This is a genomic window from Candidatus Ornithobacterium hominis, assembly GCF_900538215.1.
Classification (GTDB): Bacteria; Bacteroidota; Bacteroidia; order Flavobacteriales; family Weeksellaceae; genus Ornithobacterium; species Ornithobacterium hominis.
The window spans coordinates 510,747-531,115 of sequence record NZ_UNSD01000002.1 but is presented as its reverse complement, the minus strand read 5'-3'; the positions used below and the strand labels follow the sequence as shown (position 1 = coordinate 531,115).

Sequence of the window (20,369 nt, the reverse complement as noted above, 5' to 3'; positions counted from 1 at the left end):
TTTTTTTAGTCTTAATACTAAATAAAAAAGCAGCCATTAAAAAAATAGCTGCTCTCTACACTCATATATATAAATAAATGCGTGCGATTACCGAATTCGATCTACCGATTTTACAAGCTTTTCATCTTTCTTTATGCTTCTATTGGCTAAAAATAATAGCAAAATAGTAACGAAAGGTAGAAATACGCCAACACCCTTCTCCGAAGCAAAGCCTTCTCCAGGTAAGTTGAATAGACGATAAATCAATAATCCCACCAACACTACGTTGATCAAAATATTAATGGAATTGTAAATGATTTGTCTTCTTCTGTTTCGAAACAAAAAAATTACGATAAAAGACAATATGCCTGAACTTAAAAACAGAGCCCAAATAATTTCATAGTCATTGGCTTGCATCCACTCTACGCCGATTCTCCACAAATCAAAAAAATGGGACAAGACAAGGGAAACAATCCCCGCAAGAAATAAAAAAACGGATTGAACTCTTTGTATCATATTTTTTAATTCAATGCAAATTTAAACATTTTTTTCTTCTTAGAAATAAAAAAATATTTTGTATCATTGCACTAGAGTACACTTCAAGACTCAAGTAAATTCTATACTACATTGAATTTAAAGAATTACTTTTTTATAAATCAAAATCAATTATCAATTTCATGTTTGATATTAATGAACTAAGAAGCAAAAAGGTAGCGGATTTGCACGCTATTGCCAAAGAGATGGGTTTAAGAGGCTTTCAACCCTTAAAGAAAAAAGATCTAATTTTCTTAATTTTAGATCACCAAGCTGCAAACCCTGAATCTGTGAAGATTTTTAAAGGTCAAACCCCAAAAGAAGGCTCTAGTAGCAATCGGAAAAATTCTCACCAGAAAAGCCAGCAACAAAAACCGCAAGAAAAAAGGTCTAGCCCGCAGGAAGAGAAGACTGATAGAAGTGAAATAACACAAAATCAAGAGCCTCCACAAAATAAAAAAGAGGTTTCGCTACAAAAAAAAGTGAATCAGTATTCTAAAAATTCAGACCAAAATAGAAATCAACAGCGAAATACCTCTAAGAATCAACAAGGGTACCGACAAAATAATAGTGCCAAATCAAATGATTCTCAACCAAATAAAAATCATCAGAATAATAACGGCCATCATCAAAAGCCTAAAAACCCTAAAAATCAAAAGCCTAAAAATAAATACCTCGACCCAAATTATGAGTTTGACGGGATTATTTCTGCCGAGGGAGTTTTGGAAATTTTAAATGAAGGTTATGGTTTTTTACGTTCTTCTGATTTCAATTATTTACCCTCTCCTGATGATGTATACGTTTCTCAATCACAAATCCGCTTGTTTGGTTTAAAAACAGGCGACACCATCACTGGCGAAGTTCGTCCACCTAAGGAAGGTGAAAAATACTTCCCCCTTCTCAAAATTACTGAAATCAATGGTAGGGAACCAGGATTTGTAAGAGATCGAGTGGCTTTCGAGCATTTGGTTCCACTTTTCCCTCAAGAGAGATTTCATATCGCTAACAAGGAAAGCACTATTTCTACGCGCATTGTAGATTTGTTTTCACCTATCGGAAAAGGGCAGCGTGGAATGATTGTAGCGCAGCCCAAAACAGGTAAAACCATGCTGATGAAAGACATTGCTAATGCGATTGCCGCCAATCACCCAGAGGTTTATCAAATCATTCTTTTAATTGACGAACGACCAGAGGAAGTAACTGATATGCAACGCAATGTGAAAGGCGAAGTCGTTGCTTCTACTTTTGATGAGCCAGCAGAACGTCATGTGAAGGTTGCCAATATCGTGCTTTCTAAAGCGAAAAGACTGGTAGAATGTGGTCACGATGTTGTAATCTTGCTAGATTCCATTACTCGTCTGGCTCGAGCGTATAACACTGTAGCTCCAGCTTCAGGTAAAATTTTGAGTGGTGGTGTAGATGCTAATGCGTTACACAAACCCAAGCGCTTCTTTGGTGCTGCCCGAAAAATTGAAAATGGGGGTTCTTTAACCATCATTGCTACTGCTTTGATTGATACTGGTTCAAAAATGGATGAAGTTATCTTTGAAGAGTTTAAAGGAACTGGTAATATGGAGTTGCAGCTCGACCGACGCATTGCCAACAAGCGTATCTTCCCTGCCATCGACTTGATTTCATCAAGCACAAGACGTGATGACCTGTTGCTAGATGAGCCTACCTCTCAGCGCATGTGGGGCTTACGTAAGTACATGAGCGACATGAATCCTGTGGAAGCCATGGAGTTTCTGAAAAAACAAATTGAACTCACCAAATCTAATGAAGAGTTCTTGGTTTCAATGAACAACTAATTAATTGCAAATTAGCTAATAAATGAAAAAAATCCGTTACTTTTTGATAACGGATTTTTCATGATTTTTTTTTAAGGCTTTAAAAATTTATCTTAAAAAGGTGATGGCTTTTTTCACTCCTGCCACCAATTTATCTACATCTTCTGCGGTATTATAGACTGCAAAACTTGCTCGCACCGTCCCCAGTATGCCCAGTCTTGCCATAATGGGTTGGCAGCAGTGATGCCCTGTGCGTACAGCTATGCCTTGCTTGTCTAAAATCATACCAACATCTGATGGGTGAACGCCATTTAATTTTAAGTTAAATGAAATCGCTCCTGATTTCGGCATATTGGGCGAGTAAATTTCAACTTCAGGCAATTCAGCTAATTTTTGTTCAGCTAAAGTAACCAAAGATTTTTTATGACCTGAAATATTTTCCATGCCAATATCCAGCATAAAATCTATAGCTTCTGCCAAAACAATATTCCCGCAAATATTAGGCGTTCCAGCTTCAAATTTAAAGGGTAAATCTGCATAAGTTGATGCTTTCATTTCTACCGTCTCTATCATTTCTCCGCCACCACGGTACGGGCTCATTTGTTTTAAAATTTCTTCTTTCCCGTATAAAATTCCTGTTCCTGTCGGCCCATACATTTTGTGCCCCGAAAAAGCATAAAAATCAACATCCAATTCTTGCACATCTACCTTCATCTGTGCCACCGCTTGGGCTCCATCTACCAAAACCCAAGCCTTTTTTTCATGAGCTAAATCAATGATTTCTTTCACTGGGTTGACAATACCCAAGGCATTGCTCACGTGGTTTACAGCTACCATTTTAGTCTTATCCGTCAGTAGACTTTTATATTTATCTAAATCCAATTTCCCTTCCAACGTCAGCGGGATATATTTGATTTCGGCTCCCGTGCGTTGCGCCAATATTTGCCACGGAACTATATTAGAATGATGTTCTATTTCAGTAATGATGATTTCATCTCCTTTTTGCAGCAGAGAGGTAAATCCTGTGGCTACTAAATTGATAGCATCGGTAGTGCCGTAGGTGAAATTAATTTCTTTAGGTTTCTTGGCATTGATGTACGCCTTGACTTTCTCTCTCGCTTTCTCCATCGCTATAGTTGCATTCTGGCTTAGCGTGTGAATCCCGCGGTGCACATTACTATTGGTGGTAGAATAATAATTCGCAATCGTATCTATAACTCGCTGTGGTTTTTGAACAGTAGCACCGTTGTCTAAATAAACCAAAGCTTGACCATTGATTTTCTGTTGAAGTATCGGGAATTGTCGTATTATTGCTGATTTATTGAGCATTTTATTGAATTTATTTCAAAGATAATAAAGTGAAATATTTTTTTTAAGCCTTAAAAAAATTCTCTTAAAATTTCCTAAGAGAATTTCCAATTTTGCCATTTACAATCAACTCACTACTCAAAAAAATGATGAAATTTTTGAGTAATAACCAAATCTGGCTTTCTGGATTTTTATTTTTTTTTAAGGCTTAAAAATTTTTAGTGAAAATCCATTTCTACGTTTAATTTCTTAGCAAGAATCGCTGAAATATGATTTTTCAAAGGTTCGTATTCCACCTCAGATAATACATCTGCACAAAAGGCAAAAAGCAAATAAGCTTGTGCTTCTTTTTTGGGAATTCCTCTTGATTCCATATAAAACAGAGCGTCTCTATCTAGTTGCCCGACGGTACAACCGTGGCTGCATTTCACATCATCGGCAAAAATTTCCAATTGTGGTTTGGTGTCGACACTGGCTTTTGGCGAGAGCAAAATATTATTGTTTTGCTGGAAGGCATCAATTTTCTGCGCATTTGCATCTACAATGATTTTCCCGTTAAAAACACCTGTAGATTCATCATCTAAAATCGTACGATAAAGTTCGTGACTCTCACAATTGGGTGCGGTATGCTCCACTAGCGTATGGTGGTCTACATGCTGCTGCTCTTTCCCTAGCGTAATTGCCTGCATCACCGAATTGCAGTTTTCTCCGTTTTGCCTGAAATTCAAATTGTTTCTTATCATTTCCCCAGCCATTGAAAATGTGTGCACTTTGGCCAAACTATCTCTTTGCTGGTTGCAAAAAACAGAATCAACCAAGGCTGAACCTTTTTCGTTATTCTGTATTTTATAAACATCTAATTTTGCGTTTTCTTCTAAATCAACTTCCGTCAATTGATGAATGAAATTAGGCTGATTGCTCAATGAAATGTGCGTTTCAATAAGTGCTAATTCCTGACTCTTTTTTATTTCAATAAAATTTCGAAGGTTTAAAAAAATAGGTTTTTCAGATTCGTAAAAGTGAAAAATTTCTACTGGATTTAATTTTGAAGCTTTCTCTACTGAAATTAAGTAGCCTTGCGTAGCCAAAGCTGCATTCAGATTCACCAACGCTTCATCTTCTTTCAGAATTTGTCCAAATTTCTTTGGCAATTTTGGCTGATTTTGAAGGAATAAAATATTTAAACCTCGTTGAATCTCAGAGATTTCTTCACTAAATACGCCATTGATGAAAACCAATTTCGAACCACTTAGCTGTGAATCTTTCACTATTTTTTTAATTTGCTCATTGGCTTTCACCTCATCAACTTTTGCCAACTCATATTCTTGGCTCCACCATTTTCTCATGCTGGTGTATTTCCACTCCTCCAACTTTGGCGTAGGGAAACCTTGACTCAAGAATTTTTCAAAATATTTCTCTCGCTGAATTGAGAGAGAGTCCGATTGAAAATTGGTTTTAAAATAATTTTCTATTTGATTTTTTAAATCTGCCATACTTTTAAGCCTCTTCTTTTATCCATTCATAGCCCTCGTCTTCCAGTTTTAGCGCTAAAGTTTTATCGCCTGATTTTACTATTTTCCCATCAACCAAAACGTGAACAAAATCTGGAACGATGTAATCTAGCAATCGCTGATAATGTGTAATGACGAGCACCGCATTATCTTTACTTTTAAATTGGTTTACACCATTGGCAACGATTCTCAGCGCATCAATATCTAGCCCGGAATCTGTTTCATCCAAAATCGCTAATTTCGGATTAAGCATCATCATTTGGAATATTTCGTTTCGTTTTTTCTCCCCTCCCGAGAATCCTTCGTTCAGCGAGCGTGACAGGAAAGACTGATCTATACCCAGTTTAGCAGCGTTTTCGCGCATTAATTTCAGCATTTCACTGGCAGTCATTTCTTTTTCTCCACGCGCTTTTTTTGATTCGTTAAGTGCTGTTCTCACAAAATTAGTCACCGAAACTCCTGGAATCGCCACTGGATACTGAAAAGATAGAAAAACTCCTTTGTGCGAACGCTCCGCTGGGTCTAAATCCAGTAAACTCTCACCTTCTAGGAGGATTTCTCCTTGTGTTACCTCATAATCTTCATTACCAGCAATCACTGATGAAAGCGTACTTTTCCCAGCGCCATTTGGCCCCATAATTGCGTGAACCTCTCCTGGGTTAATTTTTAAATCAATTCCCTTTAGTATTTCTATACCCTCTTCCTCTATCGAGGCGTGTAAATTATTTATTCTCAGCATAATTTTTCTTTGTGGAACAAAATTAAATAAATAAAATCTTTTTTGTATAACTTCATGATAGAGTTTATTGATAGGCATAAATTTTTCACTAATACTTTTCTACCTTTTTGATGGAAGCTAAAAGTTCCTCTAACCCGTTGGTTTTTATCACCCAAACGGTTGACATCAGCATGCCGAGTTTACCAGCGGGGAAACCCTTTTTCTCAAACCATTCTAGGTAAGAAACTGGCAAATCTGCAATTTTTTGCTCTTTGTATTTACCAAAGGGCATCGGCGTTGTAACGCAAGCTTTTAAAATTTCGGCATCTGGTTTCAAAATTGAAAAGTCTTATCAGGCATCGCTAAATTCGGAATTACATCTCTGATTCTCAGCACATAAGCCGCTCCGTTCTTGGGCAAAGTTTCGATTTCGGTAGAAAATTTTAAGCCTTTAAAAATTTTATCTTCTCTATAGATAATTACCTCATTTTCATTTTCTTCTTGAATCAAAGAATAGTCTTTTTTAGAAAAATAAAGCTGAACTCTTTGGGTGTTTTTCATTAATTCCAAATGATAAACTGGCGTATCATCTATGAGTGCATCTGCTTTTTTCTTCACTGAAAAACCTTTTTTCTCATAATTGAAGTAATCGGTTTCAAAAGCATCGGGTGAATAATTTGGAATTTTAACATTTTTATTTAAACTTTCGCTAAAGGTAAATGCATTTTTGCCATCAAAACCCTCACTCAGTCTCGTTTTCCCATTTTCTACAAAAATAATTTTTTTGTAGTAAGGTCTTTTTTGGTAAATTTCAATGGGAATCTCATCGCTCAGCCCGATTTGCACCGTGCCTTTCATGTAAACGGAATTTAGCTGGTTCCAGGCCTTTTCTCCGCCCGAATGTTTGAAATGAGCGTTCAAAATTTCTTGAGCTGCCTGAGCTTGTAAAAAAATTGTTAACAATGATGACACTAATGCACAAAATCTACGCATGGTTTTCTTGATAAAATTTTATAGCTTTTTCTAAATCTTCTGGCGTGTCTATCCCGATGCTAGGCTGTTGCGTTGTAAACATTTTGATGGAATAATTGTTCTCCAAAAGCCGCAACTGCTCCAGTTTCTCGGTTTCTTCTAAATCTGATTTAGGTAAATTAACGAATTCCAACAGTGTCTTTTTGCGGAAAGCATACACGCCCAAATGTTTGAAATATTGATTCCCTTTGCCCGAGCGGTTGAATGGAATCACCGAACGAGAAAAATACAAGGCTTCATTATTTTTTTTACAAATTACTTTCACATTATTGGGGTTAGAAATCTCCTCTTCGTTCACCAAAGGAGTCATCAAACTCGCTACCTGAATTTCCTTTTTTTCATCATTTTTAAAGGCTTTATAAATTTTTTCTAGCCCTTCTTTCGGCAGAAAAGGCTCATCTCCCTGAATATTGATGACTACTTCACACGGAATGTTTTTTATCGCTTCAGCAATTCTGTCGGTACCTGACTCGTGGTACGAGGAGGTTACAATAAAAGGAATGTTAAATTCTTTAAGGCTTTGAGAAATTTTCTCATGCTCTGTTGCTACGATTACCTCATCGAGCAAATTCATTTTTTTTACATTATTATAGGTATGCACGATGACGGGGAGGCCACTTATTTTTTCTAATAACTTCCCTGGGAAACGAACAGAATCGTACCTTGCAGGAATTACACCAATCATTTTCATGAGCATAAATATAAAATAAATTATTTTTTACGTTATTTTTTAACATCAAAATTTATTAGGTTCAGAAATATAAATTATATTTGAGGAAATTTTGATTCGATGAAAAATATACTAAAAATCGTTTTAATCATTACAGCAGTAGTTTTAGGTTATTTTGTTTACCGTTCTGTAGATGGATTTGTTGATTTCCATAACGAAAAAATGAATCGCTATGTGGTTGCTGTAGAGCAAATGCAAGATCTTGCCTTGGCTGAGAAATTGTATAAAGGCTATAATGGCGAGTACACAGATAATTTAGATTCACTAAAAGATTTCATCCAAAATGGTAAAATCTACAGCATCATCAGAAAAGACTCTTCTGCTTACGTCTTTGATGAGAGAAAAAGAATTGATGTCATGAAGAATTTTACTATTATTGATACCGTTGTTTCTCCTGTGTCTGTGAAAGATTCTATTTTTGGTAAACGCAGCAATGCTTTAGAAAATTTTGGCTACGTTCCTGTAAATGGCGAAAAACATCCTATAAAATTATACGCTTCTTTTAATGACAGAATTATAGGAGAAGATAGCACCAACATTCAGCGTGACCACTTCTTTATGGGTACGATAGAAAAAAATAAAGTTTTAAGCGGGCTAGACCAAGAGTTGATAGGAAGAGAACTGGCTGATAACACTTCGCCCATCAGATCTGATGTGATAAAAGTCGGCAGTGACTCTAGACCATCGCTAGAGGGCAACTGGAGTACTGATGTAGACCTTGCTCTGCAAGCTAAAAAAGACCAAGAAAAACTTCGTGAAATGCGAAGTAAATAAAATAATATCAGCTAATTAATACGTATAGATATGGCTAAAGAGTTATCCATCTTTTTCTCAAAAGGTGGATTTTCTTTTTTTGTAATCAAAAACGGAGATTTAATCTACCACTACAAAAAAGAATACCCGCAAAATGCTTTTGAGTTACAAAATGATTTATTGAATTTGACGCAAGAAAATGCGCTATATTGGCGGCAAAACTATGATATTGTAAAGGCGACATTCAACTCCTCGCAGTTTAATTTAGTCCCCACAGAAATTTATGAAGCCCATCCAGAGCCTCTTTTTTGGTTGGAGTTCAATACTGAAATTTTTGAACTCGACCCGATTAAAAACATCAATATTCCAGAGAAGAATATGGTTTTAATTTTCAGTTATGCCAATGAAGTTGATGAAGTTTTAAAACATTATTTTGAAAGCTATACGGTCGAACATTCTCTACAGAATTTAATAAAAAAAACAACATCTCACCACGGGAAAAGAATGTATGCTCATCTTTTTTTTAGCTCTTTATCGCTCTTGGTAATGGATGAAGAGCTAGTCATTTTTTATAATATTTTTGATGTCAATACCAAAGAAGATTTTTCTTATTATATCTTAAACGCATATAAAAACACTGATTTAGACCCCACGCAGGACACGCTCTATTGCCAAGGTGATAATTTAGAAGAGTATTTAAAAATGTTGACTAACTTTGTCCATCACATTGAATTTATTTAAAAAAACATGAGAATAATTGCAGGAGAACACCGTGGGAGAAGATTTATGGCGCCAAAAAAATTGGAGACTCGCCCCACTACCGATTTTGCTAAAGAAGGTTTATTCAATGTTTTAAGCCACCGATTCTATTTTCAGGATTTAAATGTACTTGATTTATTTGCTGGGATTGGTAGCATTTCCTTAGAATTTATTTCTAGAGGCACTCAAGAGGTGACTTCTGTAGAGCATAACTCTACATGCACAAAATTCATTGCAGAAACAGCCCATTCGCTAGAAATAGAAAACATTCATATCATAAAATCAGATGTTTATAAGTTTTTAGAAACCAATCTAGCTCAGCGTCATTTTAATTTAATTTTTGCCGATCCTCCGTTTAGCATGGAAGATGAAGATTACCAAAATCTTATAGAATTAATTTTTGACAATCAATGGATTGACGAAAAAGGTGTTTTCATTTTAGAGCATTCCAAAAAAAGAACATTTGAAGCGCACCCTAAATTTCAAGAAGAGAAAAAATACAGCAACATTAAATTTAGTTTTTTTAAATAATTTTAAAAGCCTTAAAAAAACTAAATTTTTCAAGGCTTTTAAAATTTCATAACATTTTCAGTCACTCATTATTTTCTTTCGACCAAAACTCTCCAACCAAATGGGTCGTCTGCAATACCATATTGGATTTCATTCATTTGCTTTTTCAATTGAGGTCCCCAGCTTTCTTCTGTAATTTCAGGTAATTCCATCACTTTATCTGCATAGCCGATAGCAGAAAAATTATTTAAAACCACAGCCGTTCCACAACCAAAAACTTCCTTCAAACTTCCATTCTGGTTAGCTTCATAAACCTCACTTACCTCTATTGGCCGTTGCTCTACGGTCATTCCGTTTTTTTCTGCCAGCAGAATCAGGCTATCTCTAGTCACTCCATTCAAAATTCGATCTGAAATTGGCGCCGTCAGCAATTTATCTTCAATTCTGACAAAAATATTCATCGTTCCTGCTTCTTCAAAGTAGCTGTGCGTCGCTGCATCAGTCCAAATCACTTGGTCAAAACCTTCCTCCTTGGCCAAACCAGTCGGGTAAAAACTCGCCCCATAGTTACCAGCAGCTTTAGCGTAGCCTACGCCTCCATTTGCCGCACGAGAATAGTGGTCTGCCACTTTTACACGGAGAGGTTTGTTGTAATAGTCTGGTGCAATGGAAGTTAAAATCACAAACATAAAACTGTTTGAGCCACGTGCCGAGATGATTTCTTCTGTGCTAAAAATCACTGGGCGAATGTAAAGCGACATTCCGTATTTACTTGGTACCCAAGCTCTATCTAAATCAATCAAAGCTTTAAGCCCGTCTAAGAAAATTTCTTTGGGAATTGCAGGCATAGCCAAACGTTCTGCAGATTTGTTGATACGCTCAAAGTTTTTCTCAGGTCTAAATAAAAAAACATCTCCATTTTCGCCTTTGAAGGCTTTCATTCCCTCAAAACAAGCCTGCCCATAGTGCAGGGCGTGCATTGCGGGCGTAAAATTAATCTGACCATAAGGCTTGATGACAGGCTCTTGCCACTCATTCTCTTTGAATTCACAAACCAGCATGTGGTCGCTAAAGCTACTCCCAAAGTTTTTTTCCTCAAACACGTCCGCCGTCAAACGTGTTTTTTCGATATTTTCAATTCTCATTTTATTAAAGTTTCTTATCTTTTCAAATTTAATAAATTAAAAATAGAAAATCCAGTATTTTTTTTTAACTTTCATTTTCTATGTCAATTCTAAAAAGAGAAATAAAAATTACCCAAGATGGTTCCAAAACCTTAAACATCCCTTGCTGGGACGAATCTTATCATTCCAAGCACGGTGCACTGCAAGAGGCGATTCACGTTTTTTTAAAAAACGGATTAGATTTAATCCCAACCCAAAAAAGTTATACGGTTTTAGAATTTGGTTTTGGCACTGGGCTGAACGCTCTTTTGACTCACGATTGGGCAACGAGAAATTCAGCTTCGATTCGCTATCATAGTTTAGAGAAATTCCCCATCACCCATTCAGAATGGGAAAATTTAGATTATGCAAAACTTCTTCCTCCTCAAGCAGAAAATCAAGAAATATTTAAAAAAATGCATTCCTCTGCTTGGAATTTTGAAGAAAAAATAAGTGATTTCCTAAGCCTTAAAAAAATTAAAATAGACTTTAAACTCTTTGAGCCAGAAGAAAATTTATATGACATCGTCTTTTTTGATGCATTTGGCAAAAGGGTGCAACCCGAACTTTGGACTTTTCCTATTTTTGAGAAAATTTATAAAGCCTTAAAAAAATTTGGGTTGTTGACGACTTATGCCGCCAATGGAGCTACACAGCGGATACTCAATGAATTAAACTTTAATGTAGAAAAAAAACCTGGCCCGCCTGGCAAAAGAGAAATGTTAATTGCATGGAAAAACTAGATCGATTCACCATTCGTATTTATGCTTTGATTATTCATCAAAATCGCCTATTGATTTTACGCGAACCTTTCTGGGGGAAAATGATTTACAAATTACCTGGCGGTGGCTTAGAATTTGGTGAAAGTGTAAAGGAATGCTTAGACCGAGAGTTACAGGAAGAATTAAATCTCTGTATAAAAAGTATTGAACATTTCTACACACAAGAAGATTTCATCTGCTCAGGTTTGCACCCCAATGAGCAGCTTTTTACGGTTTATTACCGTGTAAATTGTAAAAATTTAAAGGCTTTAAAAATTTTAGAACCCAAAATTGAAGCAATAGAATGGCTGGAAATCAAGGAAGAAAATAGTGTATACTTTGATTTACCTGTAGATAAAATTGTTTTCCAACGTTTATTAGAAATTTATTATTCTTCTAAATAATTTTGCTCTTTAAAGTAATGAATGATTGCTTTTCTCATCAGCAATGTTTGTTCATTAGGTTTTAAAATCGGCAAATCTTGAATTTTATCAAAATGCGGCCACCCGTCTTGATCTCGACCCGAAAATCGGTAGTAATCAAACGGTTCCAGCAAACGGCAAACGGCAACGTGCATCAGATTTACTTTTTCATCTTTCTTGAAGCGTCGATTCCCTTGCCCCAATTCTTGAACCCCGATTAGAAAAATCATACTATCTAAATCGGGTTTTTCGCCTTGTGTAAATTTTTGCTGAAAGAAATTTTCTATCCGCCTCCAGTATTGACTTTCTTCACTCATTTAGCTTTTTTTTAGTTGTTCTACCACTGCATCTCTGTCCTCACTTCCAAAAATAGCACTCCCGGCAACCAAAACATCGGCTCCCGCATTTACTAATTTTTTAGCATTATGAATGTTGACCCCACCATCTACCTCAATCAATGTATTCGCACCTTTTTTTTGAATAAGTTCTTTTGCTTTTGCTATTTTAGAATACGTATTTTCAATAAAAGTTTGCCCTCCAAAACCAGGGTTCACACTCATAATGAGCAATAAATCTACGTCTGTAATGATGTCACTGAGAAGTTCCACTGGCGTATGAGGGTTTAATGCCACACCAGCTTTCATCCCCGCTTGTTTGATGGCATATAGAGTCCTATGCAAATGCGTGGAGGCTTCCCAATGGACTGTCAGGAATTCTGCCCCCAAATCAGCAAAAGTTTGAATATATCTTTCTGGTTTTTCTATCATTAGGTGAACGTCCAATGGTTTTTTTGCTACACTTTGAATTGCCTGAACCACTGGCATCCCGTAGGAAATATTTGGGACAAAAAGACCGTCCATAATGTCCAAGTGATACCAATCGGCGTTGCTGTTATTGAGCCATTGGCAATCTTTTTCAAGGCTTAAAAAATTTGCAGCTAATATAGAGGGAGAAACTAATGCCATTTTATCTTTTTTTTTTGCGAAGATAACAGATAGTTTGCTATTCTAAAAATAGTTCTTTCTCATCAGGTGTGAGCCTTCGACAGGCTTTATAATTTTCATGCTTTCCGAATAGAAAATACCGATTTTTTGCTAGCCTTTCATATAAAAAATCACATAATCTCTGGGGGATTAGCCGGAAGATAGAAGTCAATACAACAAATTTATTTAAATCTCTAAAAATCTGAAAAACAGCCTCTGACTTCTCATAAAAAGTCCCATTGCGATAATAAAGTATCGTCTGAAAATCAGTTTTCTTTTTTAATTTTTTAAATAAAAAATCCTGAGCCCAATCTGACTGTAGTGATGTGAATTTCAATTTTTTTTCTTGATCTAAATTTATTAATAAATTTATACTTGCATTACAAAAACGGCAAATACCATCAAAAAACACAATATAATTTGGTTCCATATTTGGTTAAAAATACATCTATTTTTTTTAAGGCTTAAAAAATTTCTTTTAAATTTTCATACATTTAACTTATGAATTTCACAACGCAAGAATTGCATTATTTGGCTATGAATTTTGTGGGCGAAGAACTGCAAAAAATGGAATTTGAGTTTTTGACAGTTAACTCTCAACTCAAAAAACACCCACAGTTTGTCACTTTCAAAAAAGATGAAAAGAAAATTTTTGTGCTCGTAAAAGCAGCAGTCCCGCCAGAAGATTACCGAAAAATCCCCGAGTATGCACACAAAATGGTGGCTCATGCCAAAAAACATAATGCCAAAGTTTGGTTTGCTGGAGTGGGAATCACTCATGCAAGCGACATACAACAATCGCCAATCAAGGGTGAAGCTTACAAGCTTTTATTCCCTGGGTTTCAATTTTTACACGAATGAGATATTTATTTTTATTAACTTTCTTAAGTCTAATCTCTTGCGAAAAAGAGAAAAAAAACAATCTTGAACCTGAAAAAAAATCTTATCAAGTTTCACAAGGCGAGGCTTTTGGCTCGAGCTATACTATTCATTATGAGCACGATAAAGATTTGTCTGACACGATTAAAGCAGATTTATTTTATTTTGATGAGTTAATCAGCACTTACCGAGATGATTCCCAGCTCGAAAAATTTAATCGAAGTACACGAGGAATTCAAGCAGATAGTGTTTTGCTTGATTTGGTTCAAAAATGTTTTGAATTTAATGAAAAAAGTAAAGGTTTCTTTGACCCTACAGTGGCGCCTCTGTCAGCATTATACGGATTTAACGGAAGAAAAATAATGCATTACCCAGAAGATTCCGCCATTCAAAGAGTTTTAGCCTATACAGGCATGGGGAAAATTAAAATCAAAGGAGATAGTTTGATTAAAACAAATCCTCATACGCAATTAAATTTTAATGCCGTAACTGGATACATCAATGATTACATTGCTCTAAAATTTCAAAAAAAAGGCATTCAAAACTACTTGATTGAAATCGGTGGTGAGCTCTATGCAGAAGGCGTTAATAGCGAAGGGAAACCTTGGAATGTAGGCATTGATGTTCCTGAAGACACACCTCGAAGAGAAATTTTCACGACTCACACTCTTCAACATGCTGGTTTAGCTACCTCTGGCAATTATCGAAAATTTCATGAATTGCCCGACGGAAGAAAAGTTGTGCATACCATTAACCCCAAAAATGGCTTCTCTCAAGCCAGTCATTTACTAAGTGTTACCGTCATCGCACCGAGTGCAGCAGAAGCGGATGCCATCGCTACCTCTCTCATGGCAATGGGACTGCAAAAAGCAAAGGAATTCAGCCAAAATAGTTCCTACAAAATTCTTCTACTCTTCAATCAAAATGGTGAATTGAAAAGTGAAAGATTCGGTGATTTTTAATTTTTTTTAATATTTAACTTCATTAAAATTTTAATGAAATATTTATCTTATATCTTTTTATTATTAAAAATTTCTTAGGAATTTTAATGCTAAAAAAAAAGCGTTAAACCTTTTTTGGTTACCGCTTTTTTTTTAGATTTTGTTTTAGATGTTTTAATAATTAAAGACTAACTCTTACGAAATCTATAATCTCAACACCATTTTTCACAGAAGAAACATAATCTTTCACAGATTGTTTCTCTCCCATGATGTATTCTTGATGAATTAAAGTATTATCTTTGAAGAATTTATTTAATTTCCCTTTAGAAATTTGATCCAACATTGCCTCTGGCTTCCCTTCTTGGCGTAATTGATCTTTCGCAATTTCAATTTCTTTATCGATTACCTGCTGATCTATTTTTTCTTCACTTAAAGCTAAAGGATTCATTGCAGCTACTTGCATTGATACATTTTTTGCTACTTCATCTGCTCCTTCAAAACTTTCTGATAAACCTACCAAAGCGGCAATTTTGTTCCCGTTATGAATATAAGAACCCACAAAAGGAGCCTCTAGAACTTCAAAGTTTTTAATGTCTAATTTTTCACCAATCACACCAGTTTGCTCAGTTAATTTATCTTCTACAGAAATACCATCCATATCTGATTTTAAAAATTCATCTTTGTCTTTAAAGTCAAGAGCTTTCTGAGCTAATCTTGTTGCTAATTCAACGAAGTCCTCATTTTTTGCTACGAAGTCAGTCTCACAACCCAATGTCACAACTACTCCCTTTGTTGCATCGCTATTCACAGCTGCAATCACCGCTCCTTCAGTTGTTTCTCTATCAGCTCTATTCGCTGCAACTTTTTGTCCTTTTTTTCTAAGGATTTCTATTGCTTTATCAAAATCACCTTCTGCTTCCACCAATGCTTTTTTGCAGTCCATCATACCTGCACCGGTAGAATTTCTTAATTTACTTACTTCAGCAGCTTTTACTTGATATGCCATTTTTTATTCTATTTTAAAATTTATAAATAATTTATACAAAAATAGTCTTTTAAGAAATAAAAGACTATTTTTTAAATTGATTATTTTATTTATTCTTCTTCTGAATTTCCTCTCTCACGTTTTTTATCTGAATCTTTTGCTTTTGCCTTCTCTGCCTTTCTAGTAGAGAGCCCTTCCTTGATGGCTTCTGTTACCGTTTGCATGATGATTTCAATTGACTTTGTAGCATCATCATTAGCAGGAATCGCAAAATCAACTTCTCTTGGGTCTGAGTTTGTGTCTACCATTGCAAAGACAGGAATATTTAACTTCTGAGCTTCTTTCACAGCAATATGCTCGTTTACAATATCAACAATGAACAATGCTGATGGAAGTCTAGTCATATCAGAAATTGAACCTAAATCTTTCTCCAATTTTGCTCTTTGGCGATTAACCTGTAGACGCTCTTTTTTAGATAAACTCTCAAACGTCCCATCTTTTTTCATTTTATCGATGGCGTTCATTTTCTTTACAGCTTTACGAATAGTAACAAAGTTTGTTAGCATTCCTCCCGGCCATCTTTCTGTGATGTAAGGCATGTTTACCTCCTCAGCATATTTAGACACGATGTCTTTGGCTTGTTTTTTTGTTGCTACAAACAAAACTTTCCTTCCAGAAGAAGTCATTTGCTGCAATGCATTGCAAGCTGTTTCAAGCTTTACTGCAGTTTTATGCAAGTCAATGATGTGGATTCCGTTCTTCTCCATAAAAATGTACGGAGCCATGTTGGGATTCCATTTGCGTGTGAGGTGACCAAAGTGCACCCCTGCGTCTAGTAATTCTTTTACGCTTTTTTTTGCCATTTTTTTTAGTTTTAAATTAGTTTACTTTCCGCTTATCAGCAATCAATCAACTGGTGGTTGCCACTAGGCGCGCCCAGAAGATTTGGATGCTAAACTAACCGGCTTTTTTTATTATTTTGAAAAATAAAGTTTGCTCTTCACCAAAGAGAGCAAACCTTTTATTTTCATCAATTAATTGTAATATATGTAATATATAAATACAAGTGTAAAAACTTAACGTTTAGAGAACTGGAATTTCTTACGAGCTTTCTTCTGTCCGTACTTTTTACGCTCTACCATTCTTGGGTCTCTTGTGAGAAGTCCTTCTGGCTTTAGCACAGCTCTAAATTCTTGATTCACTTCTACCAAAGCTCTTGACAAAGCCAAGCGAATAGCCTCTGCCTGCCCTGTGATTCCACCACCATACACCAAAACATTTACATCATATTGGTCTAATGTCTCTGTCAACTGGAAAGGTTGTTTCACTTTATATCTCAGAACTCCTGTCCCGAAATATTGTTCTAAATCTTTACCATTAATCGTAATTTGCCCCTTGCCTTCTTGAACGTATGCTCTGGCTACAGAAGTTTTTCTTCTACCAATTTTGTGAATTGCCGCCATATTTTTATTTGAATTCGTTAATTTCTAATTTACGAGGTTGCTGTGCTGTTTGCTCATGTTCTTCACTAGCATAGACCTTCATATTTTTAAGTATTTTTCTACCTAATTTATTTTTAGGTAACATTCCACGTACAGCTTTTTCCACCATCATGGTACTATCTTTGGCCATCAATTGTTCTGCCGTCAAAGTTCTTTTACCACCAGGAAAGCCTGTATATCTTTCATAAACTTTATCAGCCCATTTGTTACCAGAAAGACTAATTTTATCCGCATTGATTACTACAACATAATCTCCGCAATCAGCATGAGGTGTAAAGTTGGGTTTATGTTTTCCTCTTAAAAGTTTAGCTAATTTAGAAGCTAATCTTCCTAATGCCTGACCTTCAGCATCTACTAACAACCACTCTTTGTTAGCATTTTCTTTGTTGACTGAAATCGTTTTATAACTAAGTGTATCCACCTGAATAATTTTAAATTATTGTTTTTTTGACTCTTTTTTGGATAAAATCGGGGTGCAAATTTAAATATTATTTCTGACTATGCAAAAAAATAACGTAATTTAATTGATAAATGATTAATCAATCACTTTCATTAACAAACAGTTGATGTAAGGCATTTCAATATTTGAAATATTCATCATTGCAGGCATGAATATCAATTTTAATTATTAAATTTCTTTTTTAATTTTGTAAGGCTTCACAAATTTATAATATAATGCATCAGCAAGAAACAATAAACAACCAAATTTCTTTTGAAGATTTCAAACAACAAATCTTAAACGATTTCTACATTGCTCATCTCAGTCGGCAAATGAGTTTACTCGGGCGGCGAGAAGTTCTTACCGGGAAGGCTAAATTTGGAATCTTTGGGGCTGGTAAAGAATTGCCGCAATTGGCTATGGCAAGAGTTTTCAAGAATGGAGACTTCCGCTCAGGCTACTACAGAGACCAAACCTTTATGATGGCAATCGGGCAAACAACACCCAGGAGTTGCTTTGCTCAGCTATATGCTATTACCGATTTAGAAATGGAACCTTCTTCTGCTGGGCGACAAATGACTTCTCATTTCTCTTCACCTTTGCTAAATGCTGATGGCTCTTGGCGAAAACTAACCGAGCAGAAAAATTCCAGTTCAGATATTTCTACCACGGCTGGTCAAATGCCGCGTTTAGTAGGATTGGGGCAAGCTTCTAAGTTCTACAAAAAACACCCTGAGGCTGATCCTAAGCAAAATTTCTCTGTAAATGGGCAGGAAATTGCTTTTGGAACCATTGGCGATGCGAGTACTTCAGAGGGGCTCTTCTGGGAAACCATCAATGCTTGTGGTGTTTTACAAATCCCCGTTATCATCTCCATTTGGGACGATGAATATGGTATTTCTGTCGGGCAAGAACACCAACGAACAAAGACAAATCTCAGCGAGCTACTCAAAGGTTTCCAAAGGAACAACGATGAGCGTGGTTTTGAAATCATCACCACCTCCGCTACCAACTATCCACATTTGGTAGAGTCTTATGAAAAAGCTGAACGCTTTGCACGTGAACAGCACATCCCCGTGGTTGTACACGTGCAACATTGCACCCAGCCTCAGGGACATTCTACCTCAGGCTCTCACGAACGCTATAAGAGTAAAGAGAGACTAAATTGGGAGGCAGAAAATGATAACATTGAACTCTTTAGAAAATGGATTTCCAACTTTCGTGCAGAAGAAAATGGCGAAACACTGATTTTGGCGACAGAAGAAGAGCTCAACGAAATTGAAAGCAAGGCTAAAGCTAGTGTGAAAGAACAACAAAAAGAGGCTTGGGATTTCTATCAAAATCAGATTTCTAGCTTGCAAAAAGAGGTTGAAGAATTTCTAAAGGCTTTAAAAAATTCAAGCTCAGAGAAAGAAAAAATTGAAGAAATTTTACAAGGCTTAATAAATAAACCTTCCATTTATAAAAAAGACATTTTCCATGCCGTACGTTCTGCCGTTTGGGTAACGAGAGGCGAAAATTCTTCTGAAAGAAATGAATTAAAACAATGGCTGAAGAAAAATTTAGCCATTCAAACAAAAAATTATTCTGCGGGGCTTTATGCCGACGACTTTGGTGAATTGCCTAGTGAAGTCAAGCCAAGTTTTGATGAAAATACCAAGACTGTGGACGGCAGAATTATATTGAGAGATAATTTTGAAAAAATATTTTCATCTCGAGATAATGTTTTAATCTTCGGGGAAGATACTGGGAAAATCGGTGATGTAAACCAAGGTTTAGAAGGCCTGCAAGAGAAATTTGGAATCGAAAAAATCAGCGATACTGGCATCAGAGAAGCGACGATTCTAGGCCAAGGAATTGGCTTGGCAATGCGTGGTTTACGCCCCATTGCAGAGATTCAGTATTTGGACTACGTGCTTTATTGCCTGCAATTGATGAGCGATGATTTATCTACCCTTTTTTATCGCTCTGCTGGCACACAAAAAGCACCAGTAATTGTACGCACAAGAGGGCATCGGTTAGAAGGCATTTGGCACGCTGGTTCTCCAATGGCTGGAATTCTAAATTTAGTCCGTGGAATGTACGTTTGTGTGCCACGAGATATGACCAAGGCCGCTGGATTCTACAATACTTTGCTAGATTTAAATTCTCCCGCGATTGTGATAGAAAGTCTCAACGGCTATCGCCTAAAAGAGACTATGCCCAACAATTTAGGTGAGTTCAAAACGCCGATTGGTGAAGTAGAAATCACCCACCGAGGAAGCGATGTAACTTTAGTGACTTATGGTTCTACTTGGCGTATCGTTGCTAAAGCAGCAGAGGAATTAGCTCAAATGAATATTTCTTGTGAAGTCATTGACGTCCAAACTCTCCTCCCGCTAGATTTATCTGGGCAGATTGCAAAAAGTGTTCAAAAAACCAATCGTTTATTCATTATTGACGAAGACGTTCCTGGAGGAGCTTCAGCCTATATTCTTCAGCAAATTTTAGAAAAAGACAATGCCTATTTCAGCTTAGACAGCCAACCTAAAACCATCACAGCAAAAGCGCACCGCCCTGCCTATGCTAGCGATGGAGATTACTTTAGCAAGCCTTCCTTAGATGATATTGTAGAAGGTGTCTATGCGGTAATGCATGAGTCTAATCCTACAGAATATCCCGCAATTTGATTGA

24 protein-coding genes are annotated in these 20,369 nt (G+C 36.2%); 9 read left to right on the top strand and 15 right to left on the bottom strand.

Annotated elements, in window-relative coordinates; all coding sequences use genetic code 11:
- Positions 1–87: 87 nt before the first annotated feature.
- Positions 88–495 (bottom strand): DUF4293 domain-containing protein, encoded by a 408-nt coding sequence (locus D5J18_RS02710; protein ID WP_119057468.1) that lies wholly within the window; start codon positions 493–495, stop codon positions 88–90.
- A gap of 161 nt (positions 496–656) precedes the next feature.
- Between D5J18_RS02710 and rho the strand changes: the two genes are divergently transcribed.
- Positions 657–2,321, top strand: coding sequence for a transcription termination factor Rho (rho, locus tag D5J18_RS02705; RefSeq protein ID WP_119057467.1), 1,665 nt, complete (start codon positions 657–659; stop codon positions 2,319–2,321).
- Positions 2,322–2,408: 87 nt separating this feature from the next.
- On the opposite strand, the gene D5J18_RS02700 is transcribed toward rho, so the two are convergent.
- The 6 genes from D5J18_RS02700 to kdsB all read right to left on the bottom strand — a co-directional run bounded on the left by D5J18_RS02700 (position 2,409) and on the right by kdsB (position 7,560).
- Positions 2,409–3,629 (bottom strand): aminotransferase class V-fold PLP-dependent enzyme, encoded by a 1,221-nt coding sequence (locus D5J18_RS02700; protein ID WP_119057466.1) that lies wholly within the window; start codon positions 3,627–3,629, stop codon positions 2,409–2,411.
- Positions 3,630–3,826: 197 nt separating this feature from the next.
- The gene (gene sufD / locus D5J18_RS02695) at positions 3,827–5,101 is read right to left on the bottom strand and encodes a Fe-S cluster assembly protein SufD (protein ID WP_119057465.1); all 1,275 of its coding nucleotides are present in this window, start codon (positions 5,099–5,101) and stop codon (positions 3,827–3,829) included.
- 4 nt (positions 5,102–5,105) lie between these two features.
- On the bottom strand, positions 5,106–5,858 hold the full coding sequence (gene sufC / locus D5J18_RS02690) for a Fe-S cluster assembly ATPase SufC (RefSeq protein WP_119057616.1): 753 nt from the start codon (positions 5,856–5,858) through the stop codon (positions 5,106–5,108).
- Positions 5,859–5,946: 88 nt separating this feature from the next.
- Positions 5,947–6,174 (bottom strand): DUF3820 family protein, encoded by a 228-nt coding sequence (locus D5J18_RS02685; protein WP_119057464.1) that lies wholly within the window; start codon positions 6,172–6,174, stop codon positions 5,947–5,949.
- Positions 6,171–6,830: a LolA family protein gene (locus D5J18_RS02680; protein WP_133298091.1), complete on the bottom strand. Its 660-nt coding sequence runs from the start codon at positions 6,828–6,830 to the stop codon at positions 6,171–6,173. Before D5J18_RS02680 ends, D5J18_RS02685 begins: the two co-directional genes overlap by 4 nt.
- The gene (gene kdsB, locus D5J18_RS02675; protein ID WP_119057615.1) at positions 6,823–7,560 is read right to left on the bottom strand and encodes a 3-deoxy-manno-octulosonate cytidylyltransferase; all 738 of its coding nucleotides are present in this window, start codon (positions 7,558–7,560) and stop codon (positions 6,823–6,825) included. Before kdsB ends, D5J18_RS02680 begins: the two co-directional genes overlap by 8 nt.
- 99 nt (positions 7,561–7,659) lie before the next feature.
- Here kdsB and D5J18_RS02670 point away from each other — a divergent pair, with 99 nt between their 5' ends.
- From D5J18_RS02670 to rsmD, 3 genes are read left to right on the top strand one after another with little or no spacing between them, the layout of a single operon-like run.
- A complete protein-coding gene (locus D5J18_RS02670; protein WP_119057462.1) occupies positions 7,660–8,373 on the top strand; it encodes a hypothetical protein in 714 nt (237 codons plus the stop codon).
- Between the two features lie 30 nt (positions 8,374–8,403).
- Complete coding sequence (locus D5J18_RS02665) at positions 8,404–9,093, top strand: DUF3822 family protein (protein ID WP_119057461.1); 690 nt, start codon at positions 8,404–8,406, stop codon at positions 9,091–9,093.
- A 6-nt stretch (positions 9,094–9,099) separates the two neighbouring features.
- The gene (rsmD, locus tag D5J18_RS02660; RefSeq protein WP_119057460.1) at positions 9,100–9,642 is read left to right on the top strand and encodes a 16S rRNA (guanine(966)-N(2))-methyltransferase RsmD; all 543 of its coding nucleotides are present in this window, start codon (positions 9,100–9,102) and stop codon (positions 9,640–9,642) included.
- A gap of 68 nt (positions 9,643–9,710) precedes the next feature.
- On the opposite strand, the gene D5J18_RS02655 is transcribed toward rsmD, so the two are convergent.
- Complete coding sequence (locus tag D5J18_RS02655; protein ID WP_119057459.1) at positions 9,711–10,766, bottom strand: branched-chain amino acid aminotransferase; 1,056 nt, start codon at positions 10,764–10,766, stop codon at positions 9,711–9,713.
- Positions 10,767–10,846: 80 nt separating this feature from the next.
- Between D5J18_RS02655 and mnmC2 the strand changes: the two genes are divergently transcribed.
- Together mnmC2 and D5J18_RS02645 are read left to right on the top strand one after the other, a co-directional pair.
- Entirely contained in the window at positions 10,847–11,527 is a 681-nt protein-coding gene (mnmC2, locus tag D5J18_RS02650) for a tRNA (5-methylaminomethyl-2-thiouridine)(34)-methyltransferase MnmC2 (RefSeq protein WP_165844943.1), read from the top strand.
- On the top strand, positions 11,515–11,949 hold the full coding sequence (locus D5J18_RS02645) for an NUDIX hydrolase (protein WP_119057458.1): 435 nt from the start codon (positions 11,515–11,517) through the stop codon (positions 11,947–11,949). The genes mnmC2 and D5J18_RS02645 overlap by 13 nt, the downstream gene beginning before the upstream one ends.
- On the opposite strand, the gene D5J18_RS02640 is transcribed toward D5J18_RS02645, so the two are convergent.
- The 3 genes from D5J18_RS02640 to D5J18_RS02630 are packed head-to-tail and all read right to left on the bottom strand — an operon-like array spanning position 11,934 to position 13,380.
- Positions 11,934–12,284: a hypothetical protein gene (locus D5J18_RS02640; protein ID WP_119057457.1), complete on the bottom strand. Its 351-nt coding sequence runs from the start codon at positions 12,282–12,284 to the stop codon at positions 11,934–11,936. The two genes, D5J18_RS02645 and D5J18_RS02640, sit on opposite strands and share 16 nt — an antisense overlap.
- Complete coding sequence (rpe, locus tag D5J18_RS02635; protein ID WP_119057456.1) at positions 12,285–12,932, bottom strand: ribulose-phosphate 3-epimerase; 648 nt, start codon at positions 12,930–12,932, stop codon at positions 12,285–12,287. It abuts the gene before it with no gap.
- Positions 12,933–12,969: 37 nt separating this feature from the next.
- Positions 12,970–13,380, bottom strand: coding sequence for a thiol-disulfide oxidoreductase DCC family protein (locus tag D5J18_RS02630; protein WP_119057455.1), 411 nt, complete (start codon positions 13,378–13,380; stop codon positions 12,970–12,972).
- A 71-nt stretch (positions 13,381–13,451) separates the two neighbouring features.
- On the opposite strand from D5J18_RS02630, the gene D5J18_RS02625 reads away from it, so the two are divergent.
- Together D5J18_RS02625 and D5J18_RS02620 are read left to right on the top strand one after the other, a co-directional pair.
- Complete coding sequence (locus D5J18_RS02625; RefSeq protein ID WP_185124681.1) at positions 13,452–13,811, top strand: DUF8840 domain-containing protein; 360 nt, start codon at positions 13,452–13,454, stop codon at positions 13,809–13,811.
- Positions 13,808–14,791 carry an FAD:protein FMN transferase gene (locus D5J18_RS02620; RefSeq protein WP_119057454.1) on the top strand — a complete coding sequence of 328 codons (984 nt, stop codon included), beginning with the start codon at positions 13,808–13,810 and terminating at the stop codon, positions 14,789–14,791. The genes D5J18_RS02625 and D5J18_RS02620 overlap by 4 nt, the downstream gene beginning before the upstream one ends.
- Before the next feature lie 160 nt (positions 14,792–14,951).
- Here D5J18_RS02620 and tsf read toward each other — a convergent pair whose 3' ends face one another.
- The 4 genes from tsf to rplM form a co-directional block, all read right to left on the bottom strand.
- A complete protein-coding gene (gene tsf / locus D5J18_RS02615) occupies positions 14,952–15,776 on the bottom strand; it encodes a translation elongation factor Ts (RefSeq protein ID WP_119057453.1) in 825 nt (274 codons plus the stop codon).
- 89 nt (positions 15,777–15,865) lie between these two features.
- Entirely contained in the window at positions 15,866–16,618 is a 753-nt protein-coding gene (gene rpsB / locus D5J18_RS02610; RefSeq protein WP_119057452.1) for a 30S ribosomal protein S2, read from the bottom strand.
- Between the two features lie 213 nt (positions 16,619–16,831).
- Positions 16,832–17,218, bottom strand: coding sequence for a 30S ribosomal protein S9 (gene rpsI / locus D5J18_RS02605; RefSeq protein WP_119057451.1), 387 nt, complete (start codon positions 17,216–17,218; stop codon positions 16,832–16,834).
- A gap of 4 nt (positions 17,219–17,222) precedes the next feature.
- The gene (gene rplM, locus D5J18_RS02600; RefSeq protein WP_119057450.1) at positions 17,223–17,678 is read right to left on the bottom strand and encodes a 50S ribosomal protein L13; all 456 of its coding nucleotides are present in this window, start codon (positions 17,676–17,678) and stop codon (positions 17,223–17,225) included.
- A 254-nt stretch (positions 17,679–17,932) separates the two neighbouring features.
- Here rplM and D5J18_RS02595 point away from each other — a divergent pair, with 254 nt between their 5' ends.
- Positions 17,933–20,365 carry a transketolase C-terminal domain-containing protein gene (locus tag D5J18_RS02595; RefSeq protein WP_119057449.1) on the top strand — a complete coding sequence of 811 codons (2,433 nt, stop codon included), beginning with the start codon at positions 17,933–17,935 and terminating at the stop codon, positions 20,363–20,365.
- Positions 20,366–20,369: the final 4 nt, after the last annotated feature.